This window comes from Arthrobacter saudimassiliensis (assembly GCF_059090665.1).
On sequence record NZ_JBNHFX010000001.1, the window covers coordinates 922,001 to 939,737 of the forward strand.

Sequence of the window (17,737 nt, forward strand, 5' to 3'; positions counted from 1 at the left end):
GCCGGGGGCGGCACACGGCAGGGGTGCCGCGCCGGATTCCCCTATGGAACAAGCGGCGGAAGGCAGAGTCAACGGGTGCGGCTCACGGCTTCGCCAGCCACCTGAGGATTTCCTCCGCCGTCTCCTCCGGGGCGCTGACATGCGGCATGTGCCCGACGGCGCGCATCCGCACCAGCTCGGCATGCGGCAGGTGCCGGTGCAGGTAGGTGCCGACGGCGGCCGGGGCGAGGGCGTCGTTGGCGCACTGCAGGACCAGGGCCGGGCAGGTGACCTCCTGCAGCAGATGCCGGACGTCGGTGAGGAACGAAACCCGGAAGAACTGCCGGGCGATCACCGGATCCACCCGGCAGAAGCGGCGCTCCAGCTCCACCGCCAGGTCCGGGAACCGGGCGCCCATCACCACCGGCGCCATGGACGCAGCCCAGACCGGGAAGTTCCCGTCGATCGAGAGCATCAGCTCATCGATGTCGCCCCGCGTGAAGCCGCCCACGTAGCCGTCCTGCGGATGGTCCACGTAGCTGGGCGAGGCCGTCAGCAGCACGATCCGGCTGATCCGTTCCCGCGCGGCGGGCCGGGCCGCGGCGGCGATCGCCATGGTGCCGCCCACGCTGTGTCCCACCAGGGTGGCCCCGCGCAGGTCCAGCGCGTCACAGATCTCCAGCAGGTCATCGACGTAGCCGTCCAGCGCACCGTACTTCTCCGCCGAGTAGGCGGAGAGGTCGGAGCCGCCGGCGCCGACGTGGTCGAACAGGACCACCCGGTAGTCCGCGGTGAACTCGTCCAGCACCCGCTGCCAGATCACCTTGTCGCAGCCAAAGCCGTGAATGAACACCAGCACCGGGGCGCCGTCGGGCCCGTGCAGGCTGACATTGTTGCGGACCAAAACGTCGGCGGCTTGCTGCACGAAACTCCCCCTGGCAAAAGATCAAGGCCGCCCAACCGCGGCCGTTCCGCCGTCAAGCCTACCGGCGGAGACCGCGGCGGCCCGTGGCCGGCGAGGTCGTCGCGCCCCGTGGCCGATGCCGTCCCGCCGGCAGGCGCCGACCGGGGTCGTTGTGAGCGTGACGCGAGTCACGATAGGTTCTAAGCCTACTGTCGAATGCTGGAGGGGCCGATGGACGCACACATAACCCTGCAGGTGGACGGGCAGCCCAGGCCGCTGGCCGTCGATACCCGCACCACGCTGCTGGACGCCCTGCGGGACCGGCTGGGCGTCACCAGCCCCAAGAAAGGCTGCGACCACGGCCAGTGCGGCGCGTGCACGGTGCTGCTGGACGGGCGGCGGGCGAACTCCTGCCTGGCCCTGGCCGTGGCGCACGACGGCGCGGAGATCGTCACCGCCGAAGGCCTCGCCGGAGGCGACACGCTGCACCCGGTCCAGCAGGCTTTCCTGGCCGAGGACGCCTTCCAGTGCGGCTACTGCACGCCCGGGCAGATCTGCTCGGCCGTGGGCGTCATCGAGGAGGCCGCCGCCGGCCAGCCCTCCACCGCCACCGCCCTGGAGGAGGACGGCGCCGTCGCCCTCACCGATGAGGAGATCCGGGAGCGGATGAGCGGCAACCTCTGCCGCTGCGGCGCGTACGTGAACATCGTCGCCGCCGTCCGCCGGGCGGCGGCCTTCGAACACCGCCGCGGCGCGGAGCAGCAGCAGCCGGACGCCGAGCTGGCCGGCTCCCCCACCGCCGAGTCGATGACCTCACATCCGGAGGACCGGCCGTGAAGCCCTTCGACTACCACCGCGCCGACGACGCCGCCGGCGCCGTCGCCACCGCCGCCGAACACCCGGGCGCCGTGTTCCTGGCCGGCGGCACCAACCTCGTGGACCGGATGAAGCTCGGCGTCACCGAACCGGACCTGGTGGTGGACATCAGCCGGCTGCCGCTGGACACCGTCACGGAAACCGACGAGGGCGGGCTGCGGATCGGCGCCAACGTCCGCAACGCCGACCTCGCGGCGAACACGCTGGTGCGCACCCGCTACCCGCTGCTCGCCAAGGCGCTGCTCTCCGGGGCCTCGGGGCAGCTGCGCAACCTGGCCACCACCGGCGGGAACCTGCTCCAACGGACCCGCTGCGTGTATTTCCAGAACATCACCACGCCCTGCAACAAGCGGGAGCCCGGCACCGGATGCTCCGCCCGGGAGGGCCTGAACCGCAACCTGGCCATCCTGGGCGCCTCCGAGGACTGCGTTGCAACGCATCCGTCCGACATGGCGGTGGCGATGTCCGCGCTCGACGCCGTCGTGGTGGCGCTCGGCCCGTACGGAGAACGGCGGATTCCACTCTCCGAATTCCACCGGCTGCCCGGCGATGAACCGCAGCACGACACCGTGCTCGGGCACGGTGAGCTGATCACCGCCGTCGAGCTGCCGCCGGTGCCCTACGCGGTGAACTCGACCTACCGGAAGGTACGCGACCGCGCCTCGTTCGCCTTCGCGCTGGTCTCGGTGGCGGCCGCCGTCGACCTCGAGGACGGCCCGGACGGCCCGGTGATCCGGGAGGCCCGGCTGGCCTTTGGCGGCGTCGCGCACAAGCCGTGGCGGGCCTGGGCCGCCGAGGACCTGCTGCGCGGGGAAACCGCCTCCGAGGAGCTGTTCCGGCGCGCCGCCGACGCGGAGCTGGAGGCGGCCCGCCCGCTGTCCGGCAACGCGTTCAAGGTGCCGATGCTGCGCAGCACGCTCACCGCGGTGCTGCGCGGGCTGACCGGGGTGGCCCGCGGTGACGGCGCCGGCCCCGGGGGCCCGGACGGCGGAGTGGACGACGACGGAGAGGAGATCCGATGACCGAGCTGCTCCCGGCCCGTGAGATCGGCCTGGGCATCGAACGCCTGGACGGAGTGCTCAAGGTCAAGGGCACCGCCCCGTACGCCGTCGAGCATCCGGCCGAGGACCCGCTGTTCCTGTTCCCCGTGCTCTCGACCATCGCCCGCGGCCGGATCACCGGCATCGACACCGCGGCCGCCGAGGCGGTGCCCGGCGTGGCGCAGGTGCTGACCCATCTGAACGCGCCCCGGCTTGCGGACACCGAAGATCGCGAGCTGGCCGTGCTGCAGGGCCCCGACGTCGGGTTCCGCGGCCAGTTCGTCGGCGCCGTGCTCGCCGAGACCGCGGAGGCGGCGCGGGAGGCCGCCGCCGCCGTCGTCGTCCGCTACGACGACGAGCCGCACCGGGCCGCCCTGGACCCGGAGGACCCGGAGCTGTACAAACCCGAGGAGCTGAACACCGGCATCGAGCCGGACAGCAGCGACGGCGACGTGGCCGGGGCATTCGTCAGCGCCGACATCGTGGTAGAGGCGGTCTACCGGACTCCGGCGGAGCACAACAACCCGATGGAGCCGCACGCGACCACCGCGCAGTGGGACGGACAGGTGCTCACACTCATCGACTCCACCCAGGGCACGCACGTGGTCAAGGGCGCCCTGGCACCGGTGTTCGGGCTCGAGGAGAGCCAGGTGCGCGTGATCGCCCCGCATGTCGGCGGCGGGTTCGGCTCCAAGGGCATGCCGCACGCCAACGTGGTGCTGGCCGGGTTGGCGGCGCTGCGGGCCGGCGGGCGGCCGGTGCGCTTCGCGCTGACCCGGCAGCAGATGTTCTCCCTGGCCGGCTACCGCACGCCCACCATCCAGAAGATCCGGCTCGCCGCGGACCGGGACGGCACCCTGCAGGCGCTGTCGCTGGACGTGGTGGAGCAGACCGCCGTGATCAAGGAGTTCGCCGAGCAGACCCCGGCGCCGATCCGGATGATGTACGCGGCGCCGGCGCGCGCCACGACCACCCGGCTGGCCGCCCTGGACATTCCCGTGAACTCCTGGATGCGCGCACCCGGCGAATGTCCGGGCATGTACGGCCCCGAGGTTGCCATGGACGAGCTGGCCGAGGCCTGCGGGGTGGATCCCATCGAGCTGCGGCTGCGCAACGACACCCGGACCGATCCCGAGACCGGCAAGCCGTTTGCCTCCCGGCACCTGGCCGAGTGCCTGCGCCGCGGCGCCGAGCACTTCGGCTGGGAGCGGCGCAGCCGGCGTCCGCGGCAGCGGCTGGTGGACGGCTGGTGGACCGGGCTGGGAGTGGCGAGTGCCACCTATCCGTTCATGGCCCAGCCGGCGAACAAGGCCCGGATCCGGTACGACGCCGGCACCGGACCCGGCACCGACGACGCCGGGACGCGGGCCGCCGCCGGCGTCGGCGGGCTGGACAGCGCCGGCGTGTACACCGTGCAGATCGGCGCCGCCGACATCGGCACCGGGGCATGGACGGCGCTCACCCAGATCGCCGCCGATGCCCTGGACGTGCCGCTGGACCGGATCCGGCTGCAGATCGGTGACAGCGCCCTGCCGCTGGCCACGGTGGCGGGAGGTTCCTCGGGCACCGTCAGCTGGGGCGCCACCATCATTGCCGCCGCCGAACAGTTCCGGGCCGACCACGGCGAGGCGCCGTCTCCGGGCGCGCAGTCCGAGGCATCGCCGCCGGAAAACCCCGCGGCGGACGAGTTCACCCTGCAGTCCTTTGGCGCGCATTTCGCCGAAGTGCAGGTGAACGCCGACACCGGCGAGGTCCGGGTGCCGCGGCTGCTCGGAGTGTTTTCCGCCGGCCGGATCATCAACCCCTCCACCGCGCGGTCCCAGTTCATCGGCGCGCTGACCATGGGCCTGGGCATGGCCCTGCACGAGGAGAGCGTCATGGACCCCAGGTTCGGCATCTTCGTCAACCACGACCTGGCCGAATATCACGTGCCCGCGCACGCCGACATCCTCGACGTCGACGCCCTGTGGATCGAAGACGACGACCCGCACGCCGGAAAACTCGGTGCCCGCGGCATCGGCGAAATCGGCATCGTGGGCTCCGCCGCCGCCATCGCCAACGCGGCCTACAACGCGACCGGCATCCGGGTCCGGGACCTGCCGCTGACACCGGACAAATTCCTGGCCTGACGGTCCGCAGTCGGCATGCCTGCCCGGGACGCCGGTCCGGGCCGCCGGTGAGACCCGGCTCACCGGCGGCAGGACCGGGATGGAGGCAGGCGTATCCTGAACGACGTTCAAGGCACGGACAAGGGGGTTCGCGGCACCACACGGCGCACCCGCCCTCCGCGGCGCGCCCGGGCAGGATGAGGAGCAGGCAGGCATGACCGGCACAGAAGGGCAACGAAAACTGTGGAGCGGCAGCTTCATCCTGGCGATCCTCACCCAGTTCTTCATCGCCACCGTCTTCTACCTGCTGGTCACCACCATGGCCCTCTACGCCGTGGAACAGTTCAGCGCGGCGGAAAGCGCCGCCGGCCTGGCCTCCAGCATCTTCGTCCTCGGAGCACTCGCCGCCCGCATCTTCGCCGGCAAGTACCTTGACTTCGTCGGGCGGCGGAAGCTGCTGCTGATCAGCCTGGTCGCCTACGTGATCGCCGGCGCCCTGTACATCCCGGCGGACAGCCTGGGCCTGCTGATGGTAATCCGCCTGGTGCACGGCATGGCCTTCGGCGCCGCCAGCACCGCGGTGTCCGCCTCCGTGGTCGGGCTGATTCCGCTGCGCCGCCGTGCCGAGGGCATGGGCTACTTCGGCATCTCCGCCACCCTGGCCGCCGCGATCGGCCCCTTCCTGGCCCTGCTGCTGGCCGACACCGTGGGTTACACCGCGCTGTTCGCCGTCAGCACCGGCGCCTCGGCCGCCGCGCTGCTGCTGGCCCTGCTGCTGCGCCTGCCGGAGCGGGTGCCCAGCGAACGCGAGCGGCAGGAAAAGTGGCGGCTGCGCCTGACCGATGTGCTGGATCCGGCCGCCCTGCCGATCGCCGTGGTGATGTTCCTGGCCGGGGTGGCGTATTCCAGCGTGATGTCCTTCCTCAGCTCCTACGCCACCGCCCTGGACCTGGTGGCGGCCGGCAGCATCTTCTTCCTCGTCTACGCCGCGGCCGTGCTGGTGTCCCGGCTGTTCATCGGCCGGATCCATGACCGGCGCACCGACAACACCGTGGTCTACCCCATCCTGGCCGTGTTCGCCGTCGGGCTCCTGGTCCTCGGGCTGGCCCGGGACACCTGGGCGCTGCTTGCCGCCGCCGTGCTGATCGGCATCGGATTCGGCGGGCTCATGCCCAGCGGGCAGACCATTGCGGTGACCAACGCCCCGGAGCACCGGATCGGCATCGCCACCTCCACGTTCTTCCTCATGCTCGACGCCGGCTGCGGCCTGGGGCCGCTGCTGCTGGGCCTGCTGATTCCGCTCACCGGCTATCACGGCATGTACCTGCTGATGGCAGGCCTGGCCGTGGTGACCATGGGCCTGTATTTCCTGCTCCACGGCAGGCACCGCGGCCGCCGGTCGCGGCTGGCCGTGCCGGACCAGGACACCGCACCGGCCTGACGCGCCCGACGTCGTCCGCGGTCCCCTGCCCGCAGCGCACGTGACGCAGATCACGGCGCTGGCCGGAATGAGCAGCCGGAAGGGACCGTTGGTTTCATTGAAGTATCAACTATGTGTTCCCCTATCCCCACCCAAAGGAGACAGCCCGCATGAGCGACGGCACCCTGGAATCCACCCTCCCGATCCTCGACGACACCGCACTGGCAGCACTGTTCCGTGATGCCCGCACGGTCGGCGAGTTCAGCGATGCGCCCGTCACCGACGAGCAGCTGGAGGCCATCTACGAGCTGGCCAAGATGGGCCCCACGGCCATGAACATCCAGCCACTGCGCATCACCTGGGTCCGTTCCGCCGACGCCCGGGCCCGCCTGGTGCAGCACATGGCCGAGGGAAACCAGGCCAAGACCGCCTCCGCCCCGGTGACCGCGGTGCTGAGCTTCGACCGCAACTGGCATGAGCGCTTCCCGGAGCACTTCCCGCCGGCCGCCGCGATGGCCGAGTCCTTCGCCGCGAACCCCGAGCTGCGCAACGTCATGGGCAACAACAACGCCCACCTGCAGGCCGGCTACTTCCTGCTGGCCGTGCGCGCCCTGGGCCTGGCCGCCGGGCCCATGGGCGGCTTCGACGCCGCCGGCCTGGACGCCGACCTGCACGCCGGCCTGGAACGCCAGACCTTCCTCGTGGTCAACATCGGCGTTCCCGCCGGCGAACCGCGCCACCCGCGCCTGCCGCGCATGGGCTACGCCGACGCGACCCTGACCCTCTAGCCTGACGCTCCGGCTCCGCCGGCGGCGTCCTGCCGCTGCCGGAGCCGGCGCCGCGGCCCGCCGTTCCCCCCGAACGGCGGGCCGTCGTCGTCTGCGGGATCAGCCGGGCGGGCGTGCGCCGTCAGGCGGGCACCGTCAGGTCCGGGCCCGCCGGGCCGCTTTCGCCGCACCCCTGAGGCTGAACCCCGCGGCTGCGGCGTCCGCGGGCGTGACCTGCGCGCCGGCCTCCAGCAGCTTCCGTGCCCCCAGGTGTTCCGAGGGGAGGTTGACCGTCTCGACCGCGGCGAGGACACCGCGGCGGAAGCAGAGCACCGCAAACGCGCCGTCCTCCTGTCGGCCGAGCAGCACCGTCTCGTCGTCGGGAAGCGCCAGCCCGGCCATCTGCAGCCGGTACGGGCCCTGCGTGGACCAGAACCAGGGCAGGGACCGGTAGGGTTCGCCGGATCCGAGGATCGCCGCGGCGGCGTGCCGGCCCTGGTCCACGGCATTGGGCACCGATTCCAGCCGCACCAGGGCGCCGTCCGGGCCGCCGGGGAAGGCCGCGGCGTCGCCCACCGCGTAGATGCGGGGATCATCGGTCCGCAGCGCGGCGTCCACCACGATGCCGTTGCCGGTTTCCAGTCCGGCGGCCGCCGCCAGCTCCTGGTTGGGCAGCACGCCCACGCCCACCGCCACCAGATCCGCCGGATACTCGACGCCGGCGGTGGAGACCGCGGCCGCCACGCGCCCGTCCGGGCCGGCGGCAAAGGCGTTGATCCCTTCGCCCAGGCGCAGGTCGATGCCCAGGTCCGCGTGTGCCTGGACAAACCACTCCCCCATGCGCGGCGTCAGCGCACGTGCCATCGGGCGCGGCGCAAACTCCAGCACCGTCACCTTGCAGCCATGCGCCCGCGCTGCGGCGGCGACCTCCAGGCCGATGAATCCGGCGCCGACCACCACCACGCTGCGGGCGGCGCCCAGCCCGGCGCGCAGGGCGGCGGCGTCGGCGGCGGTGCGCAGCTGGAGGACTCCGGGCAGGTCGGCTCCCGGCGCGGGCAGCGGCCGCGGCCGCGACCCGGTGGCAAGGACCAGATGGTCATAGGCCAGCTCCCGGCCGTCATCGAGGCCGACGGTGCGGGCCGAGCGGTCGACACCGACGGCGGCGGCATGCAGCATCGTCACGTTCTCCCGGTCGAAGAACCCGGCGGGACGCAGCGGCAGCAGGGCCGGCTCAGGCGAAGCCGGCATCAGCCAGTCCTTGGACAGCGGCGGCCGCTGATATGGCAGGCCGGCCTCCCCGGCCACCAGGGTGACCGCGCCGTCATACCCGCCGGCGCGCAGCGAGTCCGCTGCCTGCACCCCTGCCTGCCCGGCTCCGATGATGACAACGCCCATGACCGCTCCTGTTCCGGGGCGCAGCCATCGGCCTTCCGCCTGCGCGCCCCGCTCCATTCTGCCCGACGGCGCCGGCGCCCATCGGCCCAGCCTTCCTGAAGCGGCGGGGCGAAGGAAGACGCCGCATGTGCTGCCGCCGCGGCGTCAGCCCATCAGGCGGTTCTCGTAGGCATAGGCCACCAGCTGGATGCGGGTGCGCAGCTCAAGCTTGGCCAGGATGCTGCGGATCTGCGACTTCACGGTCGCTTCCGCCACGAACTCAGCGGCCGCGATCTCCGCGTTGCTCAACCCCTTGGCCACCAGCAGGAAGACGTCCCGCTCGCGCGGTGAAAGGGGTGCCAGTGCCTCCACCCGGGGGCCGGGAGCCGGACCCGCGGCGGTACGGGCTGCGTGCCGGAACAGGTCGTGCACCGAACCCGGCGCAATAACCGAGTAGCCGGAATGCACGGTGCGGATCGCCGCCAGGAGGAACTCGGGGTCGGAGCTCTTGAGTACATAGCCGCTGGCGCCGGCCGCCACTGCGTCCACGACGGCCGCATCCCGGTTGAAGGTGGTCAGCGCAATGACCCTGGGTGGTTCCCTGCCGTCTTCGCGGGCGGCGGCCGTGATCCGGGCCGTGGCGGCAACGCCGCCGAGCACGGGCATGCGCAGGTCCATCAGCATCACGTCGGGCACCGTCTCTGCGGCCAGCGCCAGTGCTGCTTCCCCGTTGTCCGCTTCACCGCAGAACAGCAGGTCCGGCTGCGAATCGATGAGCATCTTCAGGCCCGACCGGAAGAGTGCCTGATCGTCCACAAGAGCGACCCGGATGGCGGATCCCGCCTCGGCCTCCGCCTCACTCACCGGCGCGGCCAAGTGCAAGTGCCGGTTCCGCTGCGGGCAAGGCCGCCGAAGCCAGGACCGGAGATACCGCAGCCGCACTGTAGGGAATGAAGGCCGTCACCCGGAAGTCCGCGCCATCGGGACCGGCGGTAAGCCAGCCGCCCGCCAGGTTCGCGCGCTCCCGCATGCCTGGAATGCCCCGGCCGATGCGTCCCGGCTGTCCGCCCGGTTCCCCGCTTTCCGATGCTGCGCTCCCGGAAACCGCGCCGACTCCAGGCCCTCCTGCCGCACCGCCTTCGGGGGCAGCGCCGCGGGAACCGATCTGCAGGGCCAGGCCCGGACCGCTCCAGTCGAGATGGATCATGACCGCCGTTCCCCGTCCGCCGTGGCGCAGGGCGTTGGTCAGCGCCTCCTGGACGATCCGGTAGACCGCCAGCTGCTGGCCTGCTTCAAGGTCGACCGGCGCCCCGGATTCGGTCCGCTCGATACTGAGCTGGCCCGCCTGCATCTGTGCGAGGAGGGTGTCCAGATCGGCGATGCCGGGTTGGGGCGCCCGCTCGAGGCTGTCCTCACGTACGCCGTCGATAACCCGCTGGGCGTCGGCGAGCGCCCGTCGGGCCGCCACGGCAATGTTCTCCAGCGCGTTCAGCACCGGCTTGGGCTGGTCCTTGCCCAGATACCGCGACCCGTCCGCCTGGGCGGCGATCACGGCCAGGGAATGGCCGAGCACGTCGTGCAGGTCCCGGGCGATCCGGTTGCGTTCCTGCTCCACGATGAGGTCGATTTCGGCGTGGCGCAGGCTCTCCTCGGCCTTCAGCCGGGCCCCGGTGAGCCACCCCCGTTCCTCCCTCAGGCGCAGCGCCATTCCGGGCAGCCAGCACAGCAGCATGATCACCAGCAGCAGTCCGGAGACCATCAGCCAGTACGCGAACATCGTGGGACGGGCCACCCCCAGCACCCACAGCCAGCCGACCCCCGAGCCGTACTGCCGGGAGACCATCAGGAAGGCGAAGATGCCGGAGAAGACCAGCGCTGCTGCCGGGCCATGCCAGGCACGTGTTTTGGGGTTCAAAGACGCGAAGAACAACGCGTATCCCACACCCAGGTAGATGGCCCAGTCGCTGGATAAGGGACCCACCAGGTGCCCGAGGAGCGCGGCTGCCAGCAGGACGGCAAGCACAAGTGAGGCCAGGGGCGCGACGGCGGCGAGGCCGATGGCCAGGGTGAGCACCGTCAGCGTCGGGGCGCCGGGCCAGGCAAGGAAGCTGCCGCCCATGCGGCCGGCTTCGCCGATGCACCAGAGCGTGAAAAAGACGGCCGCGGCACACGGCGCACCCCAGGTGCGAAGGAATCGGGTCAGGTTGTCCATGCCGAGCAGGCTAGCGGGCGCTTGGCACCCGCGGCCGGACATCCGCTGCGTTTCCGCCCTGCGGTAGCCGGATTCCAGCCCTGGGGCTGAGGCCGGCCACCCGAGGCAGGCCGGATCTCAACCGGCTCTGAAGTCGATGACCACCTTGATGTCGTCCTCCTGCGTCTCGAAGGCCTGCCGCCAGTCGGAAAGCGGGACGGTGCGGGTGATCAGCCGGCGCAGCCACGCCGTGTTGCCGCCGGTGAACGCCTCCACCGCCTGCAGGTAGTGGCGGCGGTTGGCGTTCACGGTGCCGAACACCACCGCGTTGCCCAGCACCATTTCCTTGTTGAGCGCGCCCACGTCCACCGGAATCTCCTCCCCGGCGTCGGACACGCCCGCCAGGCAGGTGATGGAGTTCCTTCCCGCAGCGCGCACGGCATCGAGCACCACGGAGGGCACGCCGGTGCATTCAATGAGCACATCCGGGGCCAGCCCGGACTCGGGCAGCGTCTCCGTGTGGAAGATGCCGCCGAGATCCCGGACCAGGTCCGCCTTGGTTCCCTCCTCGAGGTCGAAGACGTGGACCTCCAGACCCCTGCGGATACCGAAGTACGCCGCGATCAGCCCCACGGGTCCGGCGCCGGTCACGGCCGCCACCTTCGGCTCGAAGAAGGCCCGGCGGCCGATCTCCTCGATCTGCTCCCAGGCCTTGGCGATCACGGTGGCCGGCTCCAGCAGGACGCCCACGGACTCCAGCTCAGGATCCAGCCGCACCAGCTCATCCGGCTCGGCGCGCCAGAGCTGCCGGGCAAAGCCGTCCATGCCCATGATGCCGTGCTCGCGGTATCCGCCGTTCAGGCACATGTCGAACTCCCCGGCGGCGCACGCGGCGCAGGGTTCCGGATCGGGGCTGCGGACGATTCCGACCACCAGGTCCCCCGGTTCCAGCCCCGATTCCGCCGGCGCCTCGCGGACCCGGCCCAGGTTCTCATGGCCGAGGACCAGCTCCCGGTGACCCTCCGGCGCTTCCCCATGTCCGCCGTCGATCACTTCACGGTCCGTGGCACAGAGGCCAACGGCGAGCGCCTCCACGAGGACCGATCCTTCCTCCGCGCGGGGCTCCTTGAAGTCCGCCAGCCGCAGGGAGTCCGGATCGCCGGGGATAACGCTGATGGCCTTCATGTGCTGTCTTGCCTTTCGCTGAACGGGTCACCCGGGCGCGCTGCGCCGAGCCGTGTCTCGATTGCCTGGTTCAATTATCGGCGCCTGCGGATGGGATTCAGGCAGGAAGGACCGCCAGCAGGTCCGCGCAAGCGGCTTCGCAGCGCCGGCAGGCCTCGGCGCAGATCCGGCAGTGCTCGTGCATGTCCGCGTGCTGCTCGCACTCCTCCGCGCAGACCCGGCAGGCGGCACGGCAGGCCTCCAGCAGGGAACGGACCAGGTAGGGATCCCGGGCCGTCTGGCGGGAGAGCACCTGCCCCGTTGCCTGGCAGACCGCCGCGCAGTCGAGATCGGTGCGGATGCAGCGGCGCAGTTCCCCGAGCATCTCCTCGGCCAGGCAGGCGTCCGCGCATGCGGTACAGGTCTGGGCGCAGTCGTAGCAGGCGGCGATGCACTCCGCGAGCGCCGCCTGGTCGAGCCCGAGATCGCCGGGCCAGCTGTCGAGCATGGGCTGAACGTGGGTCATGTTCTCTTCTCCAATCGCCTGGGGTGCAGTTGCCGGCTGCCCGGGGCTGCCGTGAAGAGGCGCAGGGGCCCCCGGACCACGATCATCAGGCTACTGATGATCGGCGATGCCGAACAACCGTGCGGCCGCACTCCGCCGCCTGTCCGGCGGGCCGTCGGCCTGAAAACTTCTGACCACCGCCTCTTCCAATATTGTGTGACGCACACTATCGTGTTGGACATGGATGAAGATCTGCTGGGCGGACATCTGCAGGAACTGCGCCGAGGAACCGTGGTGCTGGCCTGCCTGTCCATCCTCAAGCGCCCCGGGTACGGCTACGGCCTGCTGGAGGCGCTCGGGAACGCGGGTTTCGGCGTCGAGGCGAACACCCTCTACCCGCTGCTCCGCCGCCTGGAGAAACAGGGACTGCTCACCAGTTCCTGGGACACCGGGGAGGCGCGGCCGCGGAAGTTCTACACCACCAGCGAGCAGGGCAGGGAACTGCTGGACCTGCTGCTCAAAGACTGGGACGACCTGCATACCTCTATCCGGCAGCTCAATGAAGGAAGGCCCTCATGAGTACGCTCATCGACCGTTACGTCTTCACCGCCCTCAAGTCGATTCCGGAGAGCCAGCGCTCGGACATTGACCGGGAGCTCCGCGGCTCGATCTCCGACGCCGTCGAGGCCCGGGTCGAGGCCGGCGAGACGCCGGCCGCAGCCGAAACCGCCGTCCTCACCGAATTCGGTGATCCGGCGCGGCTGGCGGCCCGGTACGCGGACCGGCCGCTGTACCTGATCGGTCCGGACCTGTTCCTTGACTGGTGGCGCCTGCTGAAGACGCTGCTGATCATCGTGGTGCCGCTCGCCGTGGTCGCCAACCTGGTCATCAGGTTCGCCCTGGAGCCGACCGACATCGGCGGCGCCATCGGTTCGGCGATCGGCCTGGGCATCAGCGTCGTCGTGAACATCGCGTTCTGGGTGACCCTGGCGTTCTACATCATCCAGAGCACCGGCACCCGGCGCAGCGACCTCGGCCTGGCCCGGTGGACCCCGGAGCAGCTGCCCCAGCTGCCGCGGCGGTCGCAGGTCTCGCTGGGTGACACCGTCGCCTCGGTCATCATGCTCGGCATCTTCATCGCCGTGCTGATCTGGCAGCACTTCGGTTCGGCCCTGTACCTCAACGGGGAGCCCGTCCCGGTGCTGAACGACGGGCTGTGGAGCTTCTGGCTGCCCTACGTGATCGTCCTGCTGGCGGTGGAGATCGCCTTCACCGTGGCACTGTACCTGCGGAGGGGCTGGACCTGGGGCTCCGCCGCCGTCAACACGGTGCTGGGACTGCTGTTCATGGTTCCGGTCCTGTGGCTGCTGGCCACGGACCAGGTCTACAACTGGGCCTTCCTGGCCGAAGCGAACTGGGAGGGCGCCAACACCGGCTGGATCAACGGCATCACCGCCGCGTTCGTGCTCTTCATCGGCATCTGGGACATCGCCGACGGGTTCGTGAAGGCCTGGAAGGCCGAGCGGCAGGAGGCTCCGCGGGAACCGGCCACGGTTTAGCGGCGTCGGCGAACCCGCCCAGATAAGAAAATCGCAGCAGCAGGCCGGCCCGGGACTTCGAGTCCCGGGCCGGCCTGCTGCTGCAACGGCACCGGTGTTCCGACGACGGCCCGGATCCCGGACCTGACGGCGGCACCCGGATCGTGCAAGGATCAGCTATGCCCCAGCGCCTGATGTTGCTTGACACCGCCTCCCTGTACTTCCGCGCCTTTTACGGCGTTCCGGACAGCATCAAACGCAGCGACGGCACCCCGGTCAACGCCGTCCGCGGGCTGCTGGACATGATCGCCCGGCTGACCGTGGACTACGGCGCCACCCACCTGGTGGCCTGCTGGGACGACGACTGGCGCCCGCAGTGGCGGGTGGACCTGCTGCCCACCTACAAGGCGCACCGGGTCGCGGAAACGTCCGACGTCGGCCCGGACACCGAGGTGGTCCCGGATCCGCTCGAAGCGCAGATCCCGATGATCCGCCGGGTGCTGGAGCTGGGCGGCATCGCCGTCGTCGGCGCCGCTGAGCACGAGGCCGACGATGTGATCGGCAGCTATGCGAGCCGCGCCGAGCTGCCCACGGACGTCGTCACCGGGGACCGGGACCTGTTCCAGCTGATCGACGACGCGCGCGGAGTGCGGGTGATCTACACGGCGCGGGGCATGAAGAACCTGGACGTGCTCACCGAGCAGGAGGTGGTCGCCAAGTACCGGGTGCTGCCGCAGCAGTACGCGGACTACGCGACCCTGCGCGGCGACGCGTCCGACGGGCTGCCTGGCGTGTCCGGGATCGGCGAAAAGACAGCCTCGTCGCTGCTGGCCGAGTACGGCACGCTTGAGGCGCTGCTCGCCGCGGCGGAGGACCGGGACAGCGGGCTGGCCTCCGGTGTGCGGGCCAAGCTGGCGGCCGCGGCGGACTACCTCGAGGTGGCGCCCGACGTCGTACGCGTGGTCCGGGACCTCGATCTGCCCTCGCTGGACCAGGCGGGCGCGCAGCTGCACCCGGTCAGCGGCGACAACCGGGCCGAGCTGGAGCGGCTGGCCGAGGAATGGAACCTGGGCGGTTCGGTGCGACGGTTCCTGGCGGCGCTGGATGAGCGCGGAGGTTCCTGAGCGGCGGCGGTTACTGAACGGCGGCCCGGCCCCGGGCCAGGCCGCCGTCGTCCTCATTGGCGATCGCGGAGCGCGCCGCTCAGCGGCGGGGCTTCTGCAGCCACGGCTGCAGCATCCCGGTGACCCAGGGCAGCACCCAGTAGGCCATGATGGGCGTCAGGATGGCGGTGGTGAGGAACACCCGCAGCGGCATGAACAGGGCGTCCCACTCGGGGAACGCCAGCCCGATCAGCCAAGTGAAGATCAGGTTCACGGGGAAGAAGCCGAGCCAGATGGCGATTGACTGCTTCCAGGCGGGCGGCTTCACGGGGGTTTGCAGGTCGGTGGTGACCGACGGCGCGTCGAACCAGCCTTCGATGCCGGTGCGGCGGGTGACGGTCCGGTCTTCGACCATGTCGCGGCCGCGTTCGAGCCAGGTGCGGCGCTCGTCGGACTGTTCCCAGGCGTCGAGCGTGGTTTCGTCGGCGAACCGGTAGAGCATGTGCCACTCGTCGGAGGTGGCTGAGGCGCGGACCCAGCCCGAGCCGAGGAACCCGGGCCAGGCGTTGGCGAGGTTGACGCCGTCCTGGACCCAGTGCGTGACCTCGGGAACGCGGCGGGGATCGACCCGGCGCGTGATCGAGACCGTAACCGCTTCCGGCTCCCGGGCCGGAAGGGTTTCAGCGGAGGTGATTGTCATGGGTTCAAGTATCCGGGCGGCGCGGCGGAGGCGGCGACTTCGCGGCAGGTGATGCTCAGCACCCGCGTAGGCCGATCTCTTCGGCCGGGTCGGCGTCGACGGACAAACCTGGACGGCCGCACGCAACCCGTCTGGCTCGAAACAGTCAAGACCGGAACGGCAGGTCCTGCACGTCTTCCCCTGGGCGGGGGACGGGGGTTTACTGTCCCCGTTCAAGCTCGCCCCACGAAGGAGTGGACATGCCCGACACCGCAGCACCCCAACTCGATCGGACCGTGGAGGACTGGCTTCGCAGGCTTGATACGGCGCTCACCGAACGCGACGCCGAGGCCGCCGCAGACCTGTTCGAAACGGACGGGCTGTGGCGGGACTTCGTTTCCTTCACCTGGAACCTCAAGACGTGTGAAGGCCGGAGCCAGATCACCGAAATGCTCGAGGCCGTCCTGGACGACACCGCGCCCTCGGGCTGGGCCCTGGCCGAGCCCGCCACCGGCGACGCCGGCCTTATCGAAGCGTGGATCACCTTCGAAACCGGGGCAGGCCGCGGCTGGGGCCACCTGCGCCTGCGCGGTGGCAGGTGCTGGACCCTGCTCACCACGCTGCAGGAGCTGAAGGGCTACGAAGAGGCGAAGGGTCCGCGGCGGGCCAAAGGCGTGGAACACACCATCGCCCGCGGCCGGAAATCCTGGCTGGAGGAGAAAATCGACCGCAGGAACGGCTCGGGCGCGAGGAGCAGCCGTACTGCGTCATCGTGGGCGGTGGCCAGGGAGGCATCGGCCTTGCCGCCAGGCTGCGCCGGCTCAACGTGCCCACCCTGGTCCTCGAGCGCAACGAGAAGGCCGGTGATTCCTGGCGGCGGCGCTACAAGTCCCTCGCCCTGCATGACCCCGTCTGGTACGACCACATGCCGTACCTGCCGTTCCCGGATGACTGGCCGGTCTTCGCGCCCAAGGACAAGATCGGGGACTGGCTGGAGCACTACACCGCCGTCATGGAACTGGACTACTGGTCCGGGACCGAATGCCTCAACGCCCGGTTCAACGAAACCGAGGGCGAATGGGAAGTCCGCGTGCACCGGCACGGTGAGGATCTCGTCCTTCGTCCGAAGCACCTGGTCTTCGCCCTCGGCGTCTCCGGCTACCCCCACATCCCCGAATTCGACGGCGCCAAGGCCTTCCTCGGCGAGCAGTACCATTCCTCGCAGCACCCAGGCGGCGGCGACCAGACCGGACGGAAAGCCCTGGTCATCGGTTCCAACAACTCGGCCCATGACATCGCAGCCGACCTGTGGGAACACGGGGCCGACGTCACCATGGTCCAGCGTTCCTCCACCCATGTGGTCCGCAGCGACTCCCTCATGGAGTTCGCCCTCGGCGACCTGTACTCCGAACGCGCGCTGGCCGCCGGGGTGAACACCGAAAAGGCGGACATGCTGTTCGCCTCGCTGCCTTACCGCATCCTGCCGGAGGCGCAGATTCCCATCTATGAACAGATCGCCGAGCACGACGCCGACTTCTACCGCCAGCTGCAGGAAGCCGGGTTTGAGCTCGACTTCGGTGAAGACGGATCCGGGCTTTTCCTGAAGTACCTGCGCCGCGGGTCGGGCTACTACATCGACGTCGGCGCCTCGCAGCTGATCATCGACGGACGGGTGAAGCTTCACCGAGGACAGGTTGCCAAGCTCACCGGAAACGGCGTGGTCATGGACGACGGGACGGAACTGGACGCTGACCTCATCATTTATGCCACCGGTTACGGGTCCATGAATAACTGGCTCGCCGACCTCATCTCCCCCGAGGTCGCGGATCAGGTGGGCAAGTGCTGGGGCTTCGGGTCCGGCACGACAAAGGACCCCGGACCCTGGGAGGGTGAGCTCCGAAATATGTGGAAGCCCACCAACGTCGAGAACCTGTGGGTCCACGGCGGAAATCTCCATCAGAGCCGGCACTACTCGCTCTTCCTTGCCCTGCAGCTGAAGGCACGGATGGAGGGGCTGCCCACTCCGGTCTACGGATTGCAGCCTTCGCATCACAGGCGTTAAGACGAAAGCGGCGTTTCCACCCGCACA

At 70.3% G+C, this 17,737-nt stretch carries 15 protein-coding genes and 2 pseudogenes; 10 read left to right on the plus strand and 7 right to left on the minus strand.

Annotation, left to right across the window (positions count from 1 at the left end; genetic code table 11):
* Positions 1–82 precede the first annotated feature (82 nt).
* Positions 83–904, minus strand: a complete 822-nt coding sequence (locus tag AC5RV6_RS04255; RefSeq protein ID WP_494006031.1) for an alpha/beta fold hydrolase — start codon at positions 902–904, stop codon at positions 83–85.
* 210 nt (positions 905–1,114) lie between these two features.
* On the opposite strand from AC5RV6_RS04255, the gene AC5RV6_RS04260 reads away from it, so the two are divergent.
* The 6 genes and pseudogenes from AC5RV6_RS04260 to AC5RV6_RS04285 all read left to right on the plus strand — a co-directional run bounded on the left by AC5RV6_RS04260 (position 1,115) and on the right by AC5RV6_RS04285 (position 7,115).
* Positions 1,115–1,720, plus strand: a complete 606-nt coding sequence (locus tag AC5RV6_RS04260) for a (2Fe-2S)-binding protein (protein WP_494006032.1) — start codon at positions 1,115–1,117, stop codon at positions 1,718–1,720.
* Positions 1,717–2,358 (plus strand): annotated as a pseudogene (locus AC5RV6_RS04265) (FAD binding domain-containing protein); the annotation flags it as partial. The gene AC5RV6_RS04260 and the pseudogene AC5RV6_RS04265, both read left to right, overlap by 4 nt.
* Positions 2,359–2,385: 27 nt before the next feature.
* Positions 2,386–2,781: an FAD binding domain-containing protein gene (locus tag AC5RV6_RS04270; protein WP_494006623.1), complete on the plus strand. Its 396-nt coding sequence runs from the start codon at positions 2,386–2,388 to the stop codon at positions 2,779–2,781.
* Positions 2,778–4,928, plus strand: coding sequence for a xanthine dehydrogenase family protein molybdopterin-binding subunit (locus AC5RV6_RS04275; RefSeq protein ID WP_494006033.1), 2,151 nt, complete (start codon positions 2,778–2,780; stop codon positions 4,926–4,928). The genes AC5RV6_RS04270 and AC5RV6_RS04275 overlap by 4 nt, the downstream gene beginning before the upstream one ends.
* Before the next feature lie 193 nt (positions 4,929–5,121).
* Positions 5,122–6,348, plus strand: a complete 1,227-nt coding sequence (locus tag AC5RV6_RS04280; RefSeq protein ID WP_494006034.1) for an MFS transporter — start codon at positions 5,122–5,124, stop codon at positions 6,346–6,348.
* A gap of 149 nt (positions 6,349–6,497) precedes the next feature.
* Positions 6,498–7,115, plus strand: a complete 618-nt coding sequence (locus tag AC5RV6_RS04285) for a malonic semialdehyde reductase (protein WP_494006035.1) — start codon at positions 6,498–6,500, stop codon at positions 7,113–7,115.
* A 135-nt stretch (positions 7,116–7,250) separates the two neighbouring features.
* Here AC5RV6_RS04285 and AC5RV6_RS04290 read toward each other — a convergent pair whose 3' ends face one another.
* The 5 genes from AC5RV6_RS04290 to AC5RV6_RS04310 all read right to left on the minus strand — a co-directional run bounded on the left by AC5RV6_RS04290 (position 7,251) and on the right by AC5RV6_RS04310 (position 12,349).
* On the minus strand, positions 7,251–8,489 hold the full coding sequence (locus tag AC5RV6_RS04290) for an NAD(P)/FAD-dependent oxidoreductase (protein ID WP_494006036.1): 1,239 nt from the start codon (positions 8,487–8,489) through the stop codon (positions 7,251–7,253).
* A gap of 144 nt (positions 8,490–8,633) precedes the next feature.
* Entirely contained in the window at positions 8,634–9,332 is a 699-nt protein-coding gene (locus AC5RV6_RS04295; RefSeq protein WP_494006037.1) for a response regulator, read from the minus strand.
* Entirely contained in the window at positions 9,325–10,680 is a 1,356-nt protein-coding gene (locus AC5RV6_RS04300) for a sensor histidine kinase (protein ID WP_494006038.1), read from the minus strand. The genes AC5RV6_RS04295 and AC5RV6_RS04300 overlap by 8 nt, the downstream gene beginning before the upstream one ends.
* Before the next feature lie 117 nt (positions 10,681–10,797).
* Positions 10,798–11,844 (minus strand): glucose 1-dehydrogenase, encoded by a 1,047-nt coding sequence (locus AC5RV6_RS04305; RefSeq protein ID WP_494006039.1) that lies wholly within the window; start codon positions 11,842–11,844, stop codon positions 10,798–10,800.
* Positions 11,845–11,941: 97 nt separating this feature from the next.
* The gene (locus AC5RV6_RS04310; protein WP_494006040.1) at positions 11,942–12,349 is read right to left on the minus strand and encodes a four-helix bundle copper-binding protein; all 408 of its coding nucleotides are present in this window, start codon (positions 12,347–12,349) and stop codon (positions 11,942–11,944) included.
* Positions 12,350–12,568: 219 nt separating this feature from the next.
* On the opposite strand from AC5RV6_RS04310, the gene AC5RV6_RS04315 reads away from it, so the two are divergent.
* The 3 genes from AC5RV6_RS04315 (at position 12,569) to AC5RV6_RS04325 (ending at position 14,990) form a co-directional block, all read left to right on the plus strand.
* Positions 12,569–12,907, plus strand: coding sequence for a PadR family transcriptional regulator (locus AC5RV6_RS04315; RefSeq protein ID WP_494006041.1), 339 nt, complete (start codon positions 12,569–12,571; stop codon positions 12,905–12,907).
* Positions 12,904–13,887, plus strand: a complete 984-nt coding sequence (locus tag AC5RV6_RS04320; RefSeq protein ID WP_494006042.1) for a permease prefix domain 1-containing protein — start codon at positions 12,904–12,906, stop codon at positions 13,885–13,887. The genes AC5RV6_RS04315 and AC5RV6_RS04320 overlap by 4 nt, the downstream gene beginning before the upstream one ends.
* 158 nt (positions 13,888–14,045) lie before the next feature.
* The gene (locus tag AC5RV6_RS04325) at positions 14,046–14,990 is read left to right on the plus strand and encodes a 5'-3' exonuclease (protein ID WP_494006043.1); all 945 of its coding nucleotides are present in this window, start codon (positions 14,046–14,048) and stop codon (positions 14,988–14,990) included.
* 79 nt (positions 14,991–15,069) lie between these two features.
* Here AC5RV6_RS04325 and AC5RV6_RS04330 read toward each other — a convergent pair whose 3' ends face one another.
* On the minus strand, positions 15,070–15,669 hold the full coding sequence (locus AC5RV6_RS04330; RefSeq protein ID WP_494006044.1) for an antibiotic biosynthesis monooxygenase: 600 nt from the start codon (positions 15,667–15,669) through the stop codon (positions 15,070–15,072).
* 239 nt (positions 15,670–15,908) lie between these two features.
* Between AC5RV6_RS04330 and AC5RV6_RS04335 the strand changes: the two are divergent.
* Positions 15,909–17,710, plus strand: a pseudogene (locus AC5RV6_RS04335) (NAD(P)-binding domain-containing protein).
* The last annotated feature ends 27 nt before the right edge of the window (positions 17,711–17,737 follow it).